We start from the raw sequence: 20,621 nt of genomic DNA, 5'->3' as shown, positions 1-20,621 counted from the left end.
GTAACCTTTGTGTGGTATCAAGCGTAATGAGGTGAAAAAAATGGCAGAAAAAATTTATAATATCGGTGTTGAAGCAACCATGGATGTCATCGGCGGGAAGTGGAAACCAATCATTCTTTGTAATTTACGCCATGGGGCATTACGTCCCAGTGATTTACGGCGGAAGATCCCTGGCATCAGTCAAAAAATGTTGACCCAGCAATTGCGGGAATTAGAAGAATCTGACATCGTTACTCGCAAGTCCTATAATCAAGTACCACCTAAAGTTGAGTATTCCTTGAGTGAATATGGAGAAACCTTAGGCGGCTTATTGGATACTCTTTGCCAGTGGGGCACGATGCACGTTGCTGCACTGCAAGACAAAGGGGAACCCGTTGTTTTGCTGGAACAAGAAGAGACACTTGTCTCGCAGAGCTGAGTTTGAGTGAGAAAAAGCATGCAGAAACGCTTGGTTTCTGCACGCTTTTTTTGTTATGCTTGTTGGATCAATTCTAGAATGGCTTCAGTATTCATCCCGCTGTAATGATTGACGGGAAACGAAAGGCGCTTGATGCGTGGTGGGATGGCCTGCTTGATCATCGGATCTGTTAAAGAAAGCAAGGGATCGACCAAAACGAGTTTTTCTTGCGCAAAACGATAATTCGCCAGACGTTCTGGTGTCACAACAGTTACGCTGATTTGATCCTCGGATAGCAGTTGGATGTTGCGGGCGAAAATTTTGATCAGATTTCCAGCCAAAGTAGAACGATCAATAAAAACGACTTTTTCCAAAATGATTCTCCTTATTAATTAAAGTAGTTAATTAAGTATATTTATTAAACCGCTCTTTGTAAATAGGAACATTTGGGAGACAACAAAAAAGCCGCAAAAGATTTTTCTTTTGCAGCTTTTGGTTCGTCTATAAAAAGGTTTGATTCTTTTTTTGATTAAATCACGATCACGGGTGTCCCGACTTCGGCTTTGCTGTACAATTCTTTCATCACGCCTGGCGGAGTATTGATACAGCCGTGAGAACCACGGGTTTTCCAAAGATCGCCACCGTATTCCGTCTGCCAATCAGAATCATGGATACCGACACCAGTCCAATCGATGGGCATCCAGTAATCAACAGGGGACGCATAATCTTCACCAGTCAAGGTTGCATCTTCTTCTTTGTTCCAGACATAGAAGACGCCAGTTGGTGTTGGTGTAGCTGGTTTCCCAGAGATAATTTTTGTATCCAACACCAATTCGCCATCTTTGTAATACCACATGTGTTGGTTTTTTAGATCAACTTCGATATAGGTGTTGCCAAACAGCGGACTGCCGGCATCGGTGCTTCCTTGAGCGATCGGTGTGCGGGTGAAGTCTTCGCCTGCTTTTAACGCCTCGATCAATGCTTCTGTTTCCGCATCGGTTTGGATCGTCCAGCTAAGAGTACCGGCTGGGACTGTCACTTCGCCTTGCTTGGTACTTTGGAAGGTCGAAGAATTGGTGCTAGTATTGTATTGTTCGCCGATCGATGTGACATAGCTTCGTACTTTGTCTTCGTCGATCGTTGTGTTGCCGTCTTTATAAGAGAGCCAATCCATGATCGTTTCTCTTGGGATTTGAAACGTATTTCCGTTGATCGTATAATTGCCAGTTACTTTGGCGATTTTATTCAACGAATCCATTTCTTTCGTTAAGTCTGGATCATCGGCGGTCACACTTGGTTTTGTGACATAATCAACGAGATTCAGTTCCTTTTCGCCGCTGACGATGGCTTCTTGCAAGTCTGCCACTGCTTTGTCAACATCGATGGCATCGCCGTCAACTTCTGGTTTGATAGAAAAACCGTCTTCGCCTTTTTCCAACGTGGCATCAGCCGATTTGGTACGATCTTCATTTAAGGTTTCGAGTTCTTTTTGGATCGTGTTGGTTTCGCTAGTCAAGGTGTCTTGGTCTACTGAGAGATTGTCTAGCTTCTTTTCTTCGGCAGCCGAAACGTAAGCCATTCCCCAGCTCCACTGATTTTGTTCATCTTTTAACGATTGCAGCTCATCGGTGAAATCCGTCTGCAAACCAAATTGAGCAAGGTTGACTGTTTTCCATTCGCTATCACCATCTTTGATAGTAAAGTCTTCTTGTGAATAGCGATCATGCAGCAGGGCGTTGGCCTCGGCAACGGTTTTGTTGCTGATGTCGATCCCATCGATTTCAGTCTTTGGTAGAAAACGGTTTGCATAATATGTACTTCGGTAGGTATAGCCGCCAGCGATCACTACGAGTAAAGCGGCCACAACGATCAGAACAATTTTCTTCGTATTATTCTTGGCGTCAGTATGTTTGTTTGAACGAGTCATTCAACTACTCCTTTTTTCTAATGGCATAATAGATAATAACGCTTAAATCATACCATATTCCCACGGGAAAGCGAATATGGCAAATGAAAACTTCCATGAAAAATAGAAAATTCTTAAACTATCTTTAGGCAAGCTGTAGAAACGCATTTCTTACGATAAAAAAACTGAACGAATCGGCAGCAAGCCATCTTGATCAAAGGGTTCTGAAAAAGAGTGAGCTGGAGAATTCGTTCAGTTGCATAATTGACTAACTAAAATTGACTCTTTAACACGAGGGGAAAGAAATTATTGATTGTCTTCCGCATCTAATTTTGCAAAAGCTTCATCAAGAATATCTTTTAATTGTTTTGCCGAAGCGGCCATCCGGTCTTTTTCACCATCTGTTAATGGGATCTCAATTACTTTTTGGATCCCTTGGGCATTGATGACTGCAGGCGCACCGATATACAAGTCGTTTAAGCCGTATTCGCCGTTCATGTACACAGATAATGGGAGAACAGCATTTTCATCGTCTAAGATCGCACGAGTGATCCGTGCTAAGGCTACCGCGATTCCGTAGAAGGTCGCACCTTTTTTCTCGATGATGGTGTAGGCTGCATCACGAACACTGAAGAAAATGTTGACCATTGCTTCTTCATCGATGTCTGGGTTGTTTTTGACCCATTCATAGATTTGTAGGCCAGCTACGTTGGCATGAGACCAAACAGGGAATTCTGAATCGCCGTGTTCCCCTAAGATATAGGCATGGACGTTACGGGCATCGACATCGACCAATTCAGCCAATGCTTGACGGAAACGGGCAGAGTCTAATGAGGTACCTGAACCGATAACGCGTTCTTTCGGGAAGCCTGAGAATTTCCAAGTAGAATAAGTCAAAATATCGACTGGGTTTGCTGCAACTAAGAAAATTCCGTTAAAGCCTGAATCAACGATTTGGGTAACTACTTCACGGTTGATTTTCAAGTTTTTATGAACTAAGTCTAAACGGGTTTCGCCTGGTTTTTGAGGCGCACCAGCAGTAATAACGACTAAATCAGCATCATGTGCATCTTCATAAGAAGCGGCATAGATTTTTTTAGGGGAAGTAAATGCCAAAGCATGGGACAAGTCAATTGCGTCGCCTTCTGTTTTTGCTGTATTTATATCAATGATTCCGACTTCTTGCGCAATGTTTTGGGTCACCAGCGCAAACGCGTAACTAGAACCAACCGCACCGTCTCCAACAAGAATTACCTTTTGGTGATCTTTTTTGTTCGTTTTTGCAGTCATCTGTGTATCATTCCTTCCGCATAATTGTTTTACTCGCTATCATCCTACCATTTTCAAGTATGTTTGTCATGTGATTTGCACAACAATATTACACAAAATATCGCTGTTTCAGTTGTAAATGCTTTCTTTATTATTACGTCAAAAAGAAGATATATCAAGGTTTTATTAAGATTCGTTAAGAAAGATAAAAACTGAGCAAGAGGGTGCCACCATAACAGTCCATTTCGTGTTATAATTACCTAAGCAAAAGAACTGGGCGCATTTGTGTGCCCAGTATTTTGTGTTTGGATAAGAAAACCGATAAAATAGATGAAGAATCAGCTTGAAACTAGAAATAATGGAGCGTAAATAAAAAATGAAAATGATTGTAGGCTTGGGAAATCCTGGCAAAAAATATGAAAAAACCAAACATAATGTTGGCTTTATGGTAGTGGATGCGTTGGCACAAAAGTACCAAGCAACCTTTAAAAAGTCGGCTTTTGAAGCAGAGGTGGCAGAGTTTTTCTTGAATGGTGAAAAAATCCTTTTGGTCAAACCACAAACTTTCATGAATGAATCCGGTCGTGCGGTAGGCCCGTTGATGACCTATTTTGGCATCTACCAAGAAGAACTAGTGGTGGTCTATGATGACCTCGATTTAGCATTAGGGAAAATTCGTTTGCGCCAAAAAGGCAGTGCAGGTGGCCACAATGGGATCAAGAGTTTGATCGCTCATTTGGATTCAACAGTCTTTGACCGTATCAAAATCGGGATCGATCGTCCACGTCCAGGACAAACCGTGGTCAATCATGTCCTGAGTCCTTTTGCAAAAGACGATCTGCCCATCGTTTTACAAAGTATTGATAAAGCGGTTGAGGCAAGTAGTGATTACTTGACCAACGGCGACTTTCTTGCCACAATGAATCGATTTAACTAAGGAGGGCCGAGATGGATTTAATTGAATTAATAAATAAAGTGCCGACAGTGGCGGCTTGGCATACAGGTTTACGTGAACAGGCCCCCCGGCAATTACTGACCGGTCTAGCTGGATCGGCAAAAACATTAGCGATCACTGGTGTGTATCAGGCATTTCAAAAACAAGTGATCGTCGTGACCCCAAATCTCTATTATACAAATCAACTAGCCGAAGATCTGCGTAATGTGACGGAAGATGTCTATGTTTTTCCAGTGGATGAAGTGTTGTCAGCCGAAATGGCTTTTTCTTCACCAGAAGCCAGAGAAGAACGCGTGGCAGCGCTGAATGCTGTTTCTCAAGGGAAAACGGGGATCTATGTGTTGCCGGTGGCGGCTTTGCGAAAGTATTTGCCTGAAAAGAAAACCTGGTTAGCCAATCAATTTCAATGGCAGATCGGCGATGAGATCGATTTAGAGCGTTTGCCGCAACAATTGATTTTGATGGGCTACGAACGTCAGTCAATGATTGGCAAACCTGGCGAATTCAGTATTCGTGGGAGCATCCTCGATATTTATCCATTAAACGCCGAATATCCCGTACGGATCGAGTTATTCGATGTAGAAATCGACTCGATGCGTTCTTTCAACGTGGAAACGCAACGCTCAGTGGAAACGCTGCAGCAAGTGGCTATTTTACCCACTACCGAATTGGTTTTCTCAGCGGAAGATTTAGCTGCGGGGCAAAAGCAGCTGCAAGAATTATTGAACAAACGGTTGGCAGTCACCAAAGAAGCAACCGATCGCGCCTTTTTAGAAGATTATTTTGGCCAGTTGGCTTCTCAATGGCAAGCAGGGATTCCTGGTGAAAGTGCCCGTTACTACACGGATTTACTGTATCGTCAGCAAACGAGTGTCTTAGATTATTTTTCTGAAGATGCCTTTTTGATGATCGATGATTATGCTCGGATCATGGAGACCAATCGTGAGATCGAACGGGAAGAGGCGGAGTGGCATACCCAAAAATTAGCGGAGCTGCGGGTCTTTTCTGAACAGCAATTCGGGATCGATGTCCATCAGCTGCTGCAAAAAGAAACCTTTGTGACCAGCTTCTTTTCTTTATTCCAAAAAGGAATGGGGAACATTCGCTTCCAAGCGATCCATCAATTCCAATACCGGCCGATGCAGCAGTTTTTCAGCCAAATGGGTCTCTTGAAAGTTGAAATCGATCGCTGGGAGAAGCAGCAGCAGACGGTGATTTTTCTGGTCAGTGACCAAGAGCGGGCCAAGAAGTTAGAGCAAGATCTGCGAGATCATGATATCTATGCCGTGCAGACGCAACAAGACCGCCTGTTTACAGGACGCACCCAAATCGTGGTGGAACGTTTGCAAAGCGGCTTTGAAATGCCGCAAGACAAGCTAGTGGTGGTTACGGAAAAAGAAATTTTCCAAAAGATGAACAAAAAAAGAGCCCGCAGGCAAAATGTCACTAATGCGGAACGGCTCAAAAGCTACAATGAGTTAAAAGCGGGCGATTATGTCGTCCATGCGAATCATGGGATCGGGAAGTACATTGGCATGGAAACCTTAGAAGTCGATGGCGTCCACCAAGATTACATGACGATCTTGTACCAAAACGAAGACAAGCTCTTTATTCCAGTCACTCAATTGAATTTGATTCAAAAATATGTGGCTTCCGAATCGAAAACACCGAAAATCAATAAATTAGGTGGCAGCGAGTGGGCGAAGACCAAGCGCAAAGTGACGGCTAAAATTGAAGACATCGCAGATGATTTGATTTTATTGTATGCCAAACGCGAATCAGAAAAAGGCTATGCTTTTCAACCAGACGATGCCTATCAAAAAGAATTTGAAGATGCCTTTCCGTATTCGGAAACTGATGATCAGCTGCGCAGTACGGCAGAGATCAAGCGGGATATGGAAAAAGAAAAGCCGATGGACCGCTTGTTAGTCGGGGATGTCGGTTTTGGGAAAACAGAAGTGGCGCTGCGGGCTGCTTTTAAAGCGATCAAAGAAAGCAAACAAGTGGCTTTCTTAGTACCGACAACGATCTTGGCGCAGCAGCACTATGAAACGATGGTCGATCGTTTTGAAGGATTCCCCGTCAATGTTGGGGTACTGAGTCGTTTTCGGACGAAAAAACAGCAGAATGAAACGATCGAGCAAGTGCGCAAAGGGCAAGTCGATATTTTGGTGGGGACCCACCGATTATTGTCAAAAGATGTCGAGTTTGCTGATTTGGGCTTGTTGGTGATCGATGAAGAACAACGGTTTGGGGTCAAACACAAAGAGCGCTTGAAACAACTGCGTTCGCAAGTCGATGTGTTGACGTTGACGGCAACGCCTATCCCACGAACATTGCATATGTCGATGCTGGGGGTACGGGACCTATCTGTGATCGAAACACCACCAGAAAATCGTTACCCGATCCAAACCTATGTGATGGAGATGAATCCAGGAGCGGTGCGAGAAGCGATCCAACGGGAGATGGCACGGGGAGGTCAAGTGTTTTATCTCTATAATCGTGTCGATACGATCGAGCGGAAAGTCGAAGAACTGCAGGCGTTAGTGCCAGACGCACGAATCGCGTATGCCCACGGGCAAATGACCGAGATCCAATTGGAAAACACCTTGTTTGACTTTATTGAAGGGCAATACGATGTGTTGGTGACGACGACGATCATTGAAACCGGTGTGGATATTCCCAATGCCAATACGTTGTTTGTGGAAAATGCCGATTACATGGGGCTTTCGACGTTGTATCAGCTGCGCGGCCGTGTCGGTCGGAGCAATCGGGTCGCCTATGCGTATTTCATGTATGAACAGCAAAAAGTGTTGAATGAAGTCAGTGAAAAACGCCTGCAAGCCATTAAGGACTTTACCGAGTTAGGTTCAGGTTTCAAAATCGCGATGCGAGATCTTTCGATTCGTGGAGCGGGAAATCTATTGGGGGCGCAGCAGCACGGCTTTATCGATGCAGTCGGGTTTGACATGTACTCGCAAATGCTTTCTGAAGCAGTCACTCGTAAACAAGGGAAAAATACCCAAACAGAAAAAACGACCGTCGAGATCGATCTGGGGATCGATGCCTACTTACCGACTTCGTATATTGAAGACGAACGGCAAAAAATCGAGATCTACAAACGAATTCGTGAGCTGGAATCCCAAGAAGCAGTTGATGAACTTCAAGATGATCTGTTAGACCGTTTCGGTGAATACCCTGTAGAAGTGGCGCATCTCTTAACGGTGGGCGAGATCAAAATGAACGGCGATCGTGCCTTGTTAGAAACTATCCGCAAGCAGCAGCAGACGGTGTCGTTTACTTTGAGTAAAGTCGGCACGAAAAATTATTCGGTGGAGCAGCTGTTTGAAGCATTGAAAGCTACTAAATTAAAAGCCACGATGGGTGTCGATCATGAGCAAATGACCATCAAATTACAGATTCCGCCAGTGATGAAGGAAAGCACCTGGCTATTAGAAATCCAAGATTTTGTCAAAGCGTTACGGGAGCAAAAATACGCCAGCCAAGGCTAGAAAGGAACCAGCGGGATGCCGAAATCACAATTGAAGCGTACGATGGAAGGGGCGTTTATTTTAACGATCGCTTCCTTTATCGCAAAAATCTTAAGTGCCGTTTATCGGGTCCCTTTTCAGAACCTGGTAGGGGACGAAGGGTTTTATGTGTATCAACAAGTCTATCCGATTTATGGATTGGCGATGACGTTAGCGTTGTCAGGGTTGCCACAGTTTATCTCCCGCATCGTCGCTGAAGAACCCGATCCTTTGAAAAGCAAGGAACGGCTGCAAGCGTTGACGCCTTTCGTGCTTTGGTCTGCGATCGGTTTATGGGCGGTGACCTTTTTATTTGCTGGTCCGATCGCACAAGTGATGGGGGACCACCAACTGTCGGGCTTGATTCGAGTCGTTTCTTTTACCTTCTTATTTGTCCCGCCTTTGACCTTTTATCGAGGAATGTTTCAAGGAAATTTGCAAATGGTGCCGACAGCAGTTTCCCAAGTCGTAGAGCAGCTGCTTAGAGTTGGTGTGATTTTAGGTGCTGCGGCAGCTTTCCAGCAATTGGGCTGGACGATTTATCAAACGGGGACTGTCGCCATGATGGGTGCCTTAGTCGGGGGCCTTGCGGCGTGGTGGATCTTAAGTTATTATAGCCGACAAATCAACGGCAAACGCCTATCGCTATGGCATAAACCAGTCACCAGTACAGGAGAAAATCCCGCTGGTTTATCCGCCTCGTTGAAGAAACGGTTCTTCTTAGAAGGCGGTCTGTTGACGATTTATAGCGGCTATTTGATCTTGTTCCAGTTAGCGGATTCGTTTTTATTGACCAATGCGCTGGAAGCGGGGGGGATGACGGCACAAGCAGCCCGAATTTCAAAAGGGATCTATGATCGCGGACAACCCCTCGTCCAACTAGGTCTTGTGGTGGCGATGGCGTTAAGCTCGACGTTTTTGCCAACGTTGACCAAGTATTTGACGGTGAAAAATCAGCAGCTGTTTGAAAAGTCGGCAAAAATGTATTTGCGCCTGACGATCGGGATTGCTTCGGCTTCCGCCGTGGGCTTAGCGATTTTGCTGCCTTATATTAACTTTGCCTTATTCAAAGACGGTTCTGGCAATGCGGCGCTGGTATTGTTTGTCTTTTCCATCGCTCTGATGGCGACGATCCAAGCCTATCAAAGCATTCAACAAAGTCGCAATACCTATACCTTCGGCTTGCTGGCTGCGGGGATCGGTCTTTTGATCAAATGTCTATCGATGTGGCCGCTGACTGCTTCTTATGGGACTGCAGGAGCGAGTATCAGTACGCTGTTGGGGTTAGGCGCGACCTTATGCTGTTTTGTGGTTTCCGAACAGCGTCGAGCAAAAAGCAGCATCAATCACTTTTGGCATGAAGGAAATTATGGAAAAAAACTATTTATTTGTTTAGGGATCATGGCAAGCGTGCTATTCTTATATTATAGCTTCGTTGCGATCTTATTGAACGGTCCTTTGACCCATCGACTACAGGCACTGCTTTTTTGCCTAGGCGGTGTCGGTCTGGGAGGCGCAGCCTTTATCGGGGCAGCGATCAAAATCAAATTGTTAACGATTCGCGAATGGCTGTTAGTTCCATTTGGAAAGAAACTATTAAGAAGAGGTGAAAAACATGAGATTAGATAAATTTCTTAAAATCTCCCGCATCATCAAGCGTCGCTCTGTGGCCAAAGAAGTGGCAGACAAGGGACGCATTCAGATCAACGGCAAATTAGCCAAGTCAAGCAGTGACGTCAAAGTAGGCGATACCATGCGCATTCAATTCGGGAATAAGGTCTTGGAAGTAAAAGTCAATGAATTGCATGAATCGACGAAAAAAGAAGACGCTGCAAAAATGTATGAGATCGTTTCAGAGGAAAGAATCTCAGAAAATGCTTGATTTTTACGGCATTTTCAGTTAGACAAGCTTTGCGGATGTTGGTATAATGTAAAAAACAAAGACAGCGACGGGAGCGAGTTCAGGTGGCAAAAGAATCAAATAAAAAAATAGAACTATTGCAGACCGATTATGCGAAAGAGCAATTTGCCAAGTTTGAAAAAGAGCGGCGGCAAGTCGTGTTTCGCCGACGTCGGCTGGTGGCGTTTTTCGTGGCGGCATTAGCGATATTTGCGATCGTAGGGATTCAAATGTTCAACGATCAAATGCGCCTGCAAAAGCTAAAGGAATATAAGGCGGAAACAGTCGCCGAACAAAAAGAGGCAGAACAAAAGGTGGCTTCACTGGAGCGAGACGTTGCCTTGCTGCAAGACGATGAGTATGTGGCAAAATTGGCCCGCAGCCGATTCTTCTACTCAAAAGATGGCGAAAAAATCTATCCAGTCTTGCCAGACGGGACGGATTCTCAAAACACCAATGAGCGTTCTTCGCAAAGCGGACAAGAATCATCATCCACAGAGTCACAAGATTAAGCAATGTCATACCTACTCAGCGCAGTAGTTTGAATTATTTTAAATGGGTAAAAATTAGGAGGAACATTTTTTATATGTCAATCGAAGTTGGAGCGAAACTAAAGGGCAAAGTGTCTGGTATTACAAATTTTGGTGCGTTCATTGATCTTGGTGAAGGGAAAACTGGTTTGGTGCATATCAGTGAAGTATCAAACGGATTCGTCAAAGACATTCACGACGTGTTGTCTGTTGGGGATGAAGTGACAGTACTTGTTACGGCAATCGGCAACGATGGAAAAATCGGCCTATCGATCCGTAAAGCAGAAGATAAACCGGAAGAAAAACGTGAATACCCGAAAAAAGAATTCAATCGACCAAATCCGAAAAAATCTTTTTCACGCAATCAAAATACGAATGTAAATAAACAAGACTTCGATTCATTGATGAGTTCTTTTCTAAAAGATAGTGATGATCGTCTTTCGTCATTACGTCGAAATACAGAAGGAAAACGCGGTGGCCGCGGCGGACGCCGTAACTAAACATGAATAGCAAGTTGGAAAAAGCTGGAACAAAACTGTTGGTTCGTTTTGTTTCAGCTTTCTTTCTTGTGGGATTACCAAATGAGAAGGAGGTCAAACGATGGTCATTCAAACCGTTCAAGCGCAACTCACTGCCATCGATCCTGAAAAAAAACGCCGCTTTTTGCTGGCGGTATCGACGGGCGTCGATTCGATGGTCTTGTTGCAGATCTTTTGTCAGTTGTTTCCTGAAATGCAAAAAGAGCCATGTTTTGGTGTGGCGCATGTGAACCATCAATTGCGTCCAGCATCTGCCAAGGAAGCGGCTTTTTTACGGCAGTACTGCCAAGAACGCGGTATTCCTTTTTATGAACGGTGCTGGGAAAATCCGCCAGAAACCGGCGTAGAAGCTAGCGCTCGAAACTTTCGCTATACATTTTTTGCCGACGTCATGTCTCAAGAAGGCTATGATGTTTTGCTGACTGCTCACCACAGTGATGACCAAGTAGAAACGATGTTGATGAAGATGATGCGAGAAGGTCGCTTGCGATCGGCTGGCGGGATGAAACAGCAGCAGCCTTTTCACACAGGGATCTTGTTGCGTCCACTGCTTACTGTCAGCAAGGCAGCGATTTACGACTATGCGCAAGCACAGCAGATTCCCTACTTTGAAGACGAAAGCAATCACGAACCGCTGTATTTGCGAAACCGACTACGCCAGCAAGTAGTGCCAGCCTTAAAAGCGGAAAATCCGCAGCTGCTGCCGCATTTTCAACAGCTTTCTGAAGAAGTACAGTTCGCCAATCAGCTGATCCAACAAGAGCAGCAGCAATGGTTGTCTGCATTCGTTCAACAGCAAGCTGCTCGCTTAGTGATCGATCTGCAACAGCTGCCGACGTTTTCGCCAGCGCAACGCTATTTTTTCTATGCGGGTTTTTTACAGCAAGCAGAGGCTTTCACGAAGCAGCCCCTCAATCAAAAACAGCTGCCGCAGGTATTGCGTCTGCTGGATGAAAAGAAAGGGCAATGGCAATTGGCGTTGCACAAACAGTGGCAGCTACGGCGCAGTTATGACCAATTGTTATTGGAACCTGTTACTGTTCCCCAAAAGCCTGCAGCGCCGTTGACAGAAGTTAGTCAGCGACTGGTTTTAGGGGAGGGGATCTATCTTTCTGAAAAGGAATGGATTGGGTATTTTCCGATAAATGAACAGCATATTCCCAAAAAAATCACAAATTGGTCAGAGTTTTCCCAAGATTTACCGCTAAACTATTCCTCTGAGCTGGTGGTGCGTAAGCGCCAGCCGGGAGACCGAATCCGCTTGGCGCGTGGTCTGACCAAAAAGATCAGTCGTTTTTTTATCGATTCAAAAATTCCTAATGAAGTGCGAGAAAAAAGTTGGGTCGTCACAAACCTTGAAAAAGAGGTGATTGCCTTACTACCTCATACATTTTCCTATTTGAGTATTGCGCCAGAAACTGATAAAATACACTACATACTTCTTTATAAATACCAGGAGTAAGAGTTGGAAGGAGAACTTTATGCTAGATAAAGATATTGAGAAAATTTTGATTTCCCGTGACGAAATCAAAAATCGTTGTGTGGAACTTGGTCAAGAATTAACGGCGGCTTATGCGGATAAAAATCCTCTAGTCGTAGGTGTGCTGAAAGGTGCCGTTCCTTTCATGGCAGACATCGTTCGTGAGATGGATTGTTACTTGGAGTTAGACTTCATGGATGTCTCAAGTTATGGCAATGCCATGATTTCATCTGGGGAGGTCAAGATCATCAAAGATTTAGATACAAATGTTGAGGGCCGTGATCTCTTGATCGTTGAAGACATCATTGACAGCGGTCGCACATTGGCTTATCTGGTGGATCTATTCAAATACCGTAAAGCGAAATCAGTGAAAATCGTAACGTTATTAGATAAGCCAGAAGGTCGTGTCGTTGAGATCGATGCAGATTATGTCGGCTTCGATGTGCCAAATGAGTTTGTTGTTGGATATGGACTGGACTATGCAGAGCAATATCGAAACTTACCTTACGTTGGCGTCTTAAAACCTAGTGTTTATCAGTCAAATTAGTGACTGTTCTAAATCAATTGTGATACAATTAAATGGTCAGGATTGATAAAACAAAATAGCCAGGGAGGTACGCATGAATAAGAAAAATAACGGTATGGTAAAAAATACCTTATATTATGTACTTGTCTTGTTGGCGATGGTCATGGTCGTATATTTCATTTTTGGAAATGGCAATCAGCAGACCCCAACGATCGAGTACTCCACGTTTACAGAGCAGCTGAAAGACGGGAAGATCAAACAGTTTACTGTTCAACCCGCTAACGGTGTGTATCGAATCGTGGGTGAATACAATGAAGAACAAACCGTCAGCAATGACAACAGCTTGTCTGTTTTAGGTAATACACAGGCGAGTTCGACCCGCTTTTCAACGATCATTTTACCGAATGATTCCACACTAAGCGAAGTCACCAGTTTGGCCTCGGCAGAAGGGGTCAAAACCACGATCGAAGAAGAATCCAACAGCGGCATTTGGTTATCGCTTTTGGTTAGCTTCTTACCACTTGTGATCATCATTTTCTTCTTCTACATGATGATGAGCCAACAAGGTGGCGGCGGTGGCGGTGGCGGCCGTGTGATGAACTTTGGCAAATCAAAAGCCAAAGAAGCGGATAAAAAAGCCAACCGCGTGCGTTTTTCAGACGTAGCCGGTGCAGAAGAAGAAAAACAAGAGCTTGTCGAAGTCGTGGAATTCTTGAAAGATCCTCGACGCTTCGTTGAATTAGGTGCTCGTATCCCAGCAGGTGTCTTACTTGAGGGGCCTCCAGGAACCGGGAAAACGTTACTAGCCAAAGCCGTTGCTGGTGAAGCTGGCGTACCGTTTTACTCGATCTCTGGTTCAGATTTCGTTGAAATGTTTGTCGGTGTCGGTGCAAGCCGGGTGCGTGACTTATTTGAAACAGCGAAGAAAAATGCACCAGCCATCATCTTTATCGATGAAATCGATGCAGTCGGTCGCCAACGTGGTGCCGGTATGGGTGGCGGACATGATGAGCGGGAACAAACATTGAACCAGTTGTTGGTTGAAATGGATGGTTTTGATGGGAATGAAGGCGTGATCGTCATTGCCGCAACGAACCGTTCGGATGTTTTAGATCCAGCGTTGCTACGTCCAGGTCGTTTTGACCGTCAGATTTTGGTTGGTCGTCCAGACGTGAAAGGTCGTGAAGCGATCCTCCGTGTCCATGCCCGCAACAAACCTTTATCAGATGATGTTGATTTGAAAGTCGTTGCCCAACAAACACCAGGCTTTGCTGGTGCGGATCTGGAAAACGTCTTGAACGAAGCGGCATTAGTTGCTGCTCGTCGTAACAAGAAAAAAATCGATGCTTCAGATATCGATGAAGCAGAAGACCGCGTGATCGCTGGTCCTGCGAAGAAAGACCGGGTCATCAACAAACGCGAACGTGAAATGGTTGCTTACCATGAAGCAGGACATACCATTGTTGGGTTAGTCTTGAGTCGTGCCCGTGTGGTACACAAAGTAACGATTATTCCTCGGGGACGTGCGGGTGGTTACATGATCGCCTTGCCGAAAGAAGATCAATTCTTGATGACCAAAGAAGATATGTTTGAACAAATCGTTGGGTTGCTTGGTGGTCGTACGGCTGAAGAAATCATCTTCGGTGTACAATCAACGGGTGCTTCCAATGACTTTGAACAAGCAACTGCGCTTGCAAGAAGCATGGTGACAGAATATGGAATGAGTGACAAGTTAGGTCCAGTTCAATATGAAGGAAACCATCAAGTCTTTGTTGGTCGTGATTATGGTCAAACAAAAGCTTACTCTGAACAAGTTGCTTTTGAAATCGATCAAGAAGTTCGCAAGATTTTAATGGATGCTCATCAAAAAGCCCATGAAATCATTGAAGAACACCGTGCACAGCACAAATTGATCGCTGAAAAACTGCTTGAACATGAAACATTAGATGCCAAAGCAATCAAATCCTTGTTTGAAGAAGGCAAAATGCCTGAAGGAACCGAAAGCTCTGAGTATCCTAGTGAAAAAGCTCAAACGTTTGAAGAAGCGAAACGTGCGCTGGAAGAAAAAGATGCAGAGAAGCAAGCTGCAGAAAAACACAGCGAAGATGCACCATCAAACGATTTTGATCAACAATTGGAAGACGTTCGCCGCAATAGCGAAAGTCAACCGACTGATCAAGAAAACAAAGATGATAACGCCTAAAACAAGACGTATCAAGGCACCGAGGGAACTCGGTGCCTTTTTGTTTCTATTTAAGAAGACTTTCCTTAAATTCAAACACATTCAGTTGAAAAAAGCGGCGCTTCCTAGTATGATTCATTAATGAATAAAAAGGAGAATCAAGATGAAGGATTATTTAGTAAAAGCACTAGCATATGACGGCTTCGTCCGAGCATATGCAGTATCGGCAACAGAAACGATCGCCGAAGCACAACGACGCCATGAAACATGGAATACGGCATCCGCTGCTTTAGGGCGAGCGATGGTGGGAAGTTTGTTATTAGGCAGTACCTTAAAAGGGGAAGACAAATTGACCGTCAAAATTCAAGGAAATGGTCCTGCTGGGGCAATCGTCGTAGACAGCAATGGCCGTGGGGACGTAAAAGGATACATAAAAAATCCGCAGATCAGTCTGCCGTTGAACCCTCAAGGAAAATTGGACGTTCGGGGCGCAGTGGGTGACCAAGGGATCTTTACCGTGATCAAAGACTTAGGTCTAAAAGAACCCTTCTCTGGACAAACACCGATCGTCTCTGGGGAGCTTGGGGAAGACTTTACTTATTATTTAGCAGTGTCAGAACAGATTCCTTCTGCTGTTGGTCTGAGTGTATTAGTAGAAACCGATGATTCGATTCGGGCAGCCGGTGGCTTTATGCTGCAGATCATGCCTGGTGCCAGTGAAGAGATCATTGATGCCATCGAAAAACGTTTGGGAGAATTGCCTCGAGTATCAACCTTGATCGATGAAGGACAATCACCAGAAGAGATCTTAGCGACATTGTTGCCAGATACGACGATCGAAGTACTAGAAAAAATGCCAGTCCAGTTCCATTGTGATTGCACGAAAGAAAAATTTGCGACGGCGATCATTACCTTGGGGGCTGATGAGATCCAAGCGATGATCGATGAAGACCACGGGGCAGAGGCAGTCTGCTCGTTTTGTGGCAACAAGTATCATTTTGATGAAACGGAATTGGCGGCATTGAAGAAAGAGGCGGAAGCGTAAGTGAAAGATAGACAAACATGGCAGATCGGGTCGGTTGAGATTCCTAATCGCGTCGTCGTTGCGCCAATGGCAGGGATCACCAATTCTGCGTTTCGTGTGACAGTCAAAGAATTTGGCGCGGGTTTAGTCGTCTGTGAGATGATCAGTGATCGAGGGATTCAACTGCGGAACAAGAAGACCCTTGAGATGCTATTTATTGACGAGACCGAGCATCCTCTTAGTATTCAGATTTTTGGTGGGAATAAAGCATCCTTAGTAGAAGCAGCGCAATTTGTCGCAGAAAACACAACTGCCGATATCATTGATATCAACATGGGGTGTCCTGTAAACAAAATCATCAAAGCAGAAGCTGGTGCGAAGTGGCTTTTAGATCCCGACAAGGTTTATGAAATGGTCCATGCTGTTTCCAGTGCGATCGACAAGCCCGTTACCGTCAAAATGCGGATCGGCTGGGATGAGCAGCACATCTTTGCGGTTGAAAATGCCCAAGCCGCAGAAGCAGCGGGTGCCGCAGCGATCGGTATGCATGGCAGAACCCGTGTACAGATGTATGAAGGATCGGCAGATTGGGACGTGTTGAAACAAGTGAAGCAAAGTATCACGATTCCCTTTATGGGCAATGGCGATGTCAAAACCCCTGAAGATGCCAAGCGAATGTTGGAAGAAGTCGGTGCAGATGCAGTGATGATCGGACGGGCAGCGTTAGGCAATCCATGGATGATCCACCGCACCAAGCAATACTTGGAGACAGGCGAGTTATTGCCAGAACCAACACCGCGAGAAAAAATTTCGACAGCGAAACTTCATTTAGAACGTTTGGCTGAGCTAAAAGGGGAAAAAATCGCTTCGCGAGAATTTCGTCAACATGCTGCGTACTACTTAAAAGGTATTTCGCGGGCAGCCAAAGTCAAAGCGGCAATTAACCAAGCGGAAGATAAGCAGACGATTTTTGATTTATTAGATGCATTTGTGGAAAAGATCGAAAAACAGCCGCTAGCAACTCTTAAGGAATAAGAAACAAATCAAGTCGATTCGAAAGTTCGGCTTGATTTTTTGCGTCATCATTGGCATTATAAGAAGGAAACCCAAGTTAAGAATGGAGGAAAACTCGTGACAGAGGAACGACAAACACAAGAAGAATTGAATGATCAAATGTTGGTTCGCCGTGAAAAGATGGAAAAACTACGGGAAGAAGGCATTGATCCTTTTGGCAAGCGATTCGAACGCACCCATAATTCTGCCGAGTTACATGAGTTATTTGATCAAAGAACCAAAGAAGAATTAGCCGAAATGAATCTTTCAGCAAGCATTGCAGGAAGAATCGTTACAAAACGTGGAAAAGGTAAGGCTGGTTTTGCGCATTTACAAGACCGCGAAGGCCGTATTCAAATATATGTACGTAAAGACCAAGTAGGGGATGAACCTTACGAAGTATTCAAACACGCAGACTTAGGTGATTTCTTCGGCGTATCTGGTGAAATCATGAAGACCGATACCGGTGAAGTGACCATCAAAGCCAAAGAAATCGTGATCTTATCAAAAGCATTGCGTCCATTGCCTGACAAATACCATGGCTTGACGAACGTAGAACAACGTTACCGTCAACGTTACTTGGATTTGATCAGTAATAAAGAAAGCTTTGATCGTTTCATGAAACGAAGCCAAATCATCAGCGAAATTCGTCGTTACCTTGACGGTCATGGGTATATCGAAGTCGAAACGCCAGTATTGCATAATCAAGCAGGTGGTGCAGCGGCTCGTCCCTTCATTACCCACCACAATGCCTTAGACATGGATCTGTATTTACGGATCGCTCTTGAGCTTCACTTAAAACGATTGATCGTGGGCGGCATGGAAAAAGTCTATGAGATCGGCCGCGTTTTCCGAAATGAAGGCATCGATACGACCCATAATCCTGAGTTTACGATGTTAGAAGCGTATACGGCATATACAGATTTCAAAGATGTGATGGATCTGACCGAAGGCATTATCCGTAATGCTGCTGAAAAAGTCTTGCACACAGCAACGATCCAATACGATGGACAAGAAGTCGATCTAGCTAGCGACTTTGCGCGAATCCATATGGTCGATGCAATCAAAAATCAAACAGGTGTTGATTTCTGGCAACCAATGTCCGTTGAAGAAGCCCGCAGCTTAGCGAAAGAACATCATGTCGAAATCAATGATGCCATGACTGTTGGCCATATCATCAATGAATTCTTTGAGACATTTGTTGAAGAAACGTTACAGCAGCCAACCTTTGTCTTCGGTCATCCAGTGGAAGTTTCGCCATTAGCGAAAAAGAATCCAGAAGATGAACGCTTTACCGACCGCTTTGAATTATTTATTGTTGGTCGTGAATTTGCGAATGCCTTCACGGAACTAAATGACCCAATCGATCAAAGAGAACGTTTTGAAGGGCAAGAAAAAGAGCGTGAAGCAGGAAATGATGAAGCCCATGGGGTGGATGAAGATTTCTTAGAAGCACTTGAATACGGTATGCCGCCAACTGGTGGATTAGGGATCGGGATCGATCGCTTAGTGATGCTGTTGACAGATGCGCAATCGATTCGCGACGTTTTATTATTCCCAACAATGAGATAAAAAAACTCCGTCCACTCGCAAGAGGTGGGCGGCTTTTTTTCTTGTCTGCTGGATCAGGGAGAAAAACAGCGAGGAATTAGAGGGAAAAACGCCACGAAAGTTGCCAGAAAACGGATTAAATGCGAACGATAAAAGCTGGATCCAATGCGATTAGACGGGTTTGTAAAAATTGAAAAAAGCCATAGAAAATGATTGACCGCAAGGGATTTAGTTGGTATATTATTACATGTGCCAAATGACTAAATGAATTCCTAAAAAGAATTGAAAAAAAGTAGTTGACGCACAGCTCGACAGATGATATTATAACGAAGTCGCAATTTTAAAATAGTTAATTGATGTTGATAGATCAACAAAATTAATTGAAAAAAGTTGTTGACAAATAACAAATCATTTGTTATTCTAATTAAGTCGCTGAGACAGCCGCTACGAAGTTGAAAAACAACGAGCGAAAAAAACTTTTAAAAAAGAGTTGACAATTAAATGTCACTCTGATATGATATAAAAGTTGCTAACACAGCACGGTAGACCTTTGAAAACTGAACAAAGCAAGCAAACGAACCAATGTGTAGGACGTTTCAATTTATTGAAACAAATACATGCAAGCAATAGCTAGCAAAGTTAATTTTTATGAGCTTAATGACCGTATGGTCATTCAAACAAATCATTATGAGAGTTTGATCCTGGCTCAGGACGAACGCTGGCGGCGTGCCTAATACATGCAAGTCGAACGCTTTTTCTTTCACCGGAGCTTGCTCCACCGAAAGAAAAAGAGTGGCGAACGGGTGAGTAACACGTGGGTAACCTGCCCATCAGAAGGGGATAACACTTGGAAACAGGTGCTAATACCGTATAACACTATTTTCCGCATGGAAGAAAGTTGAAAGGCGCTTTTGCGTCACTGATGGATGGACCCGCGGTGCATTAGCTAGTTGGTGAGGTAACGGCTCACCAAGGCAACGATGCATAGCCGACCTGAGAGGGTGATCGGCCACACTGGGACTGAGACACGGCCCAGACTCCTACGGGAGGCAGCAGTAGGGAATCTTCGGCAATGGACGAAAGTCTGACCGAGCAACGCCGCGTGAGTGAAGAAGGTTTTCGGATCGTAAAACTCTGTTGTTAGAGAAGAACAAGGATGAGAGTAAAATGTTCATCCCTTGACGGTATCTAACCAGAAAGCCACGGCTAACTACGTGCCAGCAGCCGCGGTAATACGTAGGTGGCAAGCGTTGTCCGGATTTATTGGGCGTAAAGCGAGCGCAGGCGGTTTCTTAAGTCTGATGTGAAAGCCCCCGGCTCAACCGGGGAGGGTCATTGGAAACTGGGAGACTTGAGTGCAGAAGAGGAGAGTGGAATTCCATGTGTAGCGGTGAAATGCGTAGATATATGGAGGAACACCAGTGGCGAAGGCGGCTCTCTGGTCTGTAACTGACGCTGAGGCTCGAAAGCGTGGGGAGCGAACAGGATTAGATACCCTGGTAGTCCACGCCGTAAACGATGAGTGCTAAGTGTTGGAGGGTTTCCGCCCTTCAGTGCTGCAGCAAACGCATTAAGCACTCCGCCTGGGGAGTACGACCGCAAGGTTGAAACTCAAAGGAATTGACGGGGGCCCGCACAAGCGGTGGAGCATGTGGTTTAATTCGAAGCAACGCGAAGAACCTTACCAGGTCTTGACATCCTTTGACCACTCTAGAGATAGAGCTTCCCCTTCGGGGGCAAAGTGACAGGTGGTGCATGGTTGTCGTCAGCTCGTGTCGT

Annotated in this window: 16 protein-coding genes and 1 rRNA gene (1 of these 17 only partly in view); 14 read left to right on the top strand and 3 right to left on the bottom strand. The window is 44.8% G+C overall.

All coding sequences use genetic code 11. The annotated features are described in order from the left end of the window. Positions 1–40 precede the first annotated feature (40 nt). Complete coding sequence (locus ACTW1R_RS15350) at positions 41–418, top strand: winged helix-turn-helix transcriptional regulator (protein ID WP_015510504.1); 378 nt, start codon at positions 41–43, stop codon at positions 416–418. Positions 419–471: 53 nt separating this feature from the next. On the opposite strand, the gene ACTW1R_RS15345 is transcribed toward ACTW1R_RS15350, so the two are convergent. From ACTW1R_RS15345 to ACTW1R_RS15335, 3 genes are all read right to left on the bottom strand, one after another. Further along, complete coding sequence (locus ACTW1R_RS15345) at positions 472–771, bottom strand: hypothetical protein (RefSeq protein WP_270290758.1); 300 nt, start codon at positions 769–771, stop codon at positions 472–474. A gap of 155 nt (positions 772–926) precedes the next feature. Further along, positions 927–2,324, bottom strand: a complete 1,398-nt coding sequence (locus ACTW1R_RS15340) for a L,D-transpeptidase family protein (RefSeq protein WP_167822285.1) — start codon at positions 2,322–2,324, stop codon at positions 927–929. Positions 2,325–2,609: 285 nt separating this feature from the next. After that, on the bottom strand, positions 2,610–3,593 hold the full coding sequence (locus ACTW1R_RS15335; protein ID WP_005230720.1) for an L-lactate dehydrogenase: 984 nt from the start codon (positions 3,591–3,593) through the stop codon (positions 2,610–2,612). Between the two features lie 355 nt (positions 3,594–3,948). Here ACTW1R_RS15335 and pth point away from each other — a divergent pair, with 355 nt between their 5' ends. The 13 genes from pth to ACTW1R_RS15270 all read left to right on the top strand — a co-directional run. Next, positions 3,949–4,509 carry an aminoacyl-tRNA hydrolase gene (pth, locus tag ACTW1R_RS15330; RefSeq protein WP_005230721.1) on the top strand — a complete coding sequence of 187 codons (561 nt, stop codon included), beginning with the start codon at positions 3,949–3,951 and terminating at the stop codon, positions 4,507–4,509. A gap of 11 nt (positions 4,510–4,520) precedes the next feature. After that, positions 4,521–8,039 carry a transcription-repair coupling factor gene (gene mfd, locus ACTW1R_RS15325; protein ID WP_016608449.1) on the top strand — a complete coding sequence of 1,173 codons (3,519 nt, stop codon included), beginning with the start codon at positions 4,521–4,523 and terminating at the stop codon, positions 8,037–8,039. 15 nt (positions 8,040–8,054) lie between these two features. Beyond that, positions 8,055–9,686, top strand: a complete 1,632-nt coding sequence (locus ACTW1R_RS15320) for a polysaccharide biosynthesis protein (protein ID WP_087628088.1) — start codon at positions 8,055–8,057, stop codon at positions 9,684–9,686. Next, entirely contained in the window at positions 9,673–9,939 is a 267-nt protein-coding gene (locus ACTW1R_RS15315) for an RNA-binding S4 domain-containing protein (RefSeq protein ID WP_005230745.1), read from the top strand. The genes ACTW1R_RS15320 and ACTW1R_RS15315 overlap by 14 nt, the downstream gene beginning before the upstream one ends. 83 nt (positions 9,940–10,022) lie before the next feature. Continuing rightward, a complete protein-coding gene (locus ACTW1R_RS15310) occupies positions 10,023–10,469 on the top strand; it encodes an FtsB family cell division protein (protein ID WP_005230746.1) in 447 nt (148 codons plus the stop codon). A 74-nt stretch (positions 10,470–10,543) separates the two neighbouring features. After that, entirely contained in the window at positions 10,544–10,987 is a 444-nt protein-coding gene (locus ACTW1R_RS15305) for a S1 domain-containing RNA-binding protein (RefSeq protein WP_010748998.1), read from the top strand. A gap of 100 nt (positions 10,988–11,087) precedes the next feature. After that, positions 11,088–12,488, top strand: coding sequence for a tRNA lysidine(34) synthetase TilS (tilS, locus tag ACTW1R_RS15300; RefSeq protein WP_270274258.1), 1,401 nt, complete (start codon positions 11,088–11,090; stop codon positions 12,486–12,488). 19 nt (positions 12,489–12,507) lie between these two features. Further along, positions 12,508–13,053, top strand: coding sequence for a hypoxanthine phosphoribosyltransferase (gene hpt / locus ACTW1R_RS15295; protein ID WP_005230750.1), 546 nt, complete (start codon positions 12,508–12,510; stop codon positions 13,051–13,053). 73 nt (positions 13,054–13,126) lie between these two features. Further along, entirely contained in the window at positions 13,127–15,235 is a 2,109-nt protein-coding gene (gene ftsH / locus ACTW1R_RS15290; RefSeq protein WP_010749000.1) for an ATP-dependent zinc metalloprotease FtsH, read from the top strand. A gap of 142 nt (positions 15,236–15,377) precedes the next feature. Then, positions 15,378–16,259 carry an Hsp33 family molecular chaperone HslO gene (gene hslO, locus ACTW1R_RS15285; RefSeq protein WP_005230756.1) on the top strand — a complete coding sequence of 294 codons (882 nt, stop codon included), beginning with the start codon at positions 15,378–15,380 and terminating at the stop codon, positions 16,257–16,259. Further along, positions 16,260–17,273, top strand: coding sequence for a tRNA dihydrouridine synthase DusB (gene dusB / locus ACTW1R_RS15280; protein ID WP_087628086.1), 1,014 nt, complete (start codon positions 16,260–16,262; stop codon positions 17,271–17,273). A gap of 96 nt (positions 17,274–17,369) precedes the next feature. Continuing rightward, a complete protein-coding gene (gene lysS, locus ACTW1R_RS15275; RefSeq protein ID WP_034858661.1) occupies positions 17,370–18,863 on the top strand; it encodes a lysine--tRNA ligase in 1,494 nt (497 codons plus the stop codon). Positions 18,864–19,525: 662 nt separating this feature from the next. Beyond that, a 16S ribosomal RNA gene (locus ACTW1R_RS15270) occupies positions 19,526–20,621 on the top strand; it runs 464 nt beyond the window's last position.

This window comes from Enterococcus sp. R12, assembly GCF_058135755.1.
This window is presented reverse-complemented; position numbering and strand designations above follow the sequence as displayed.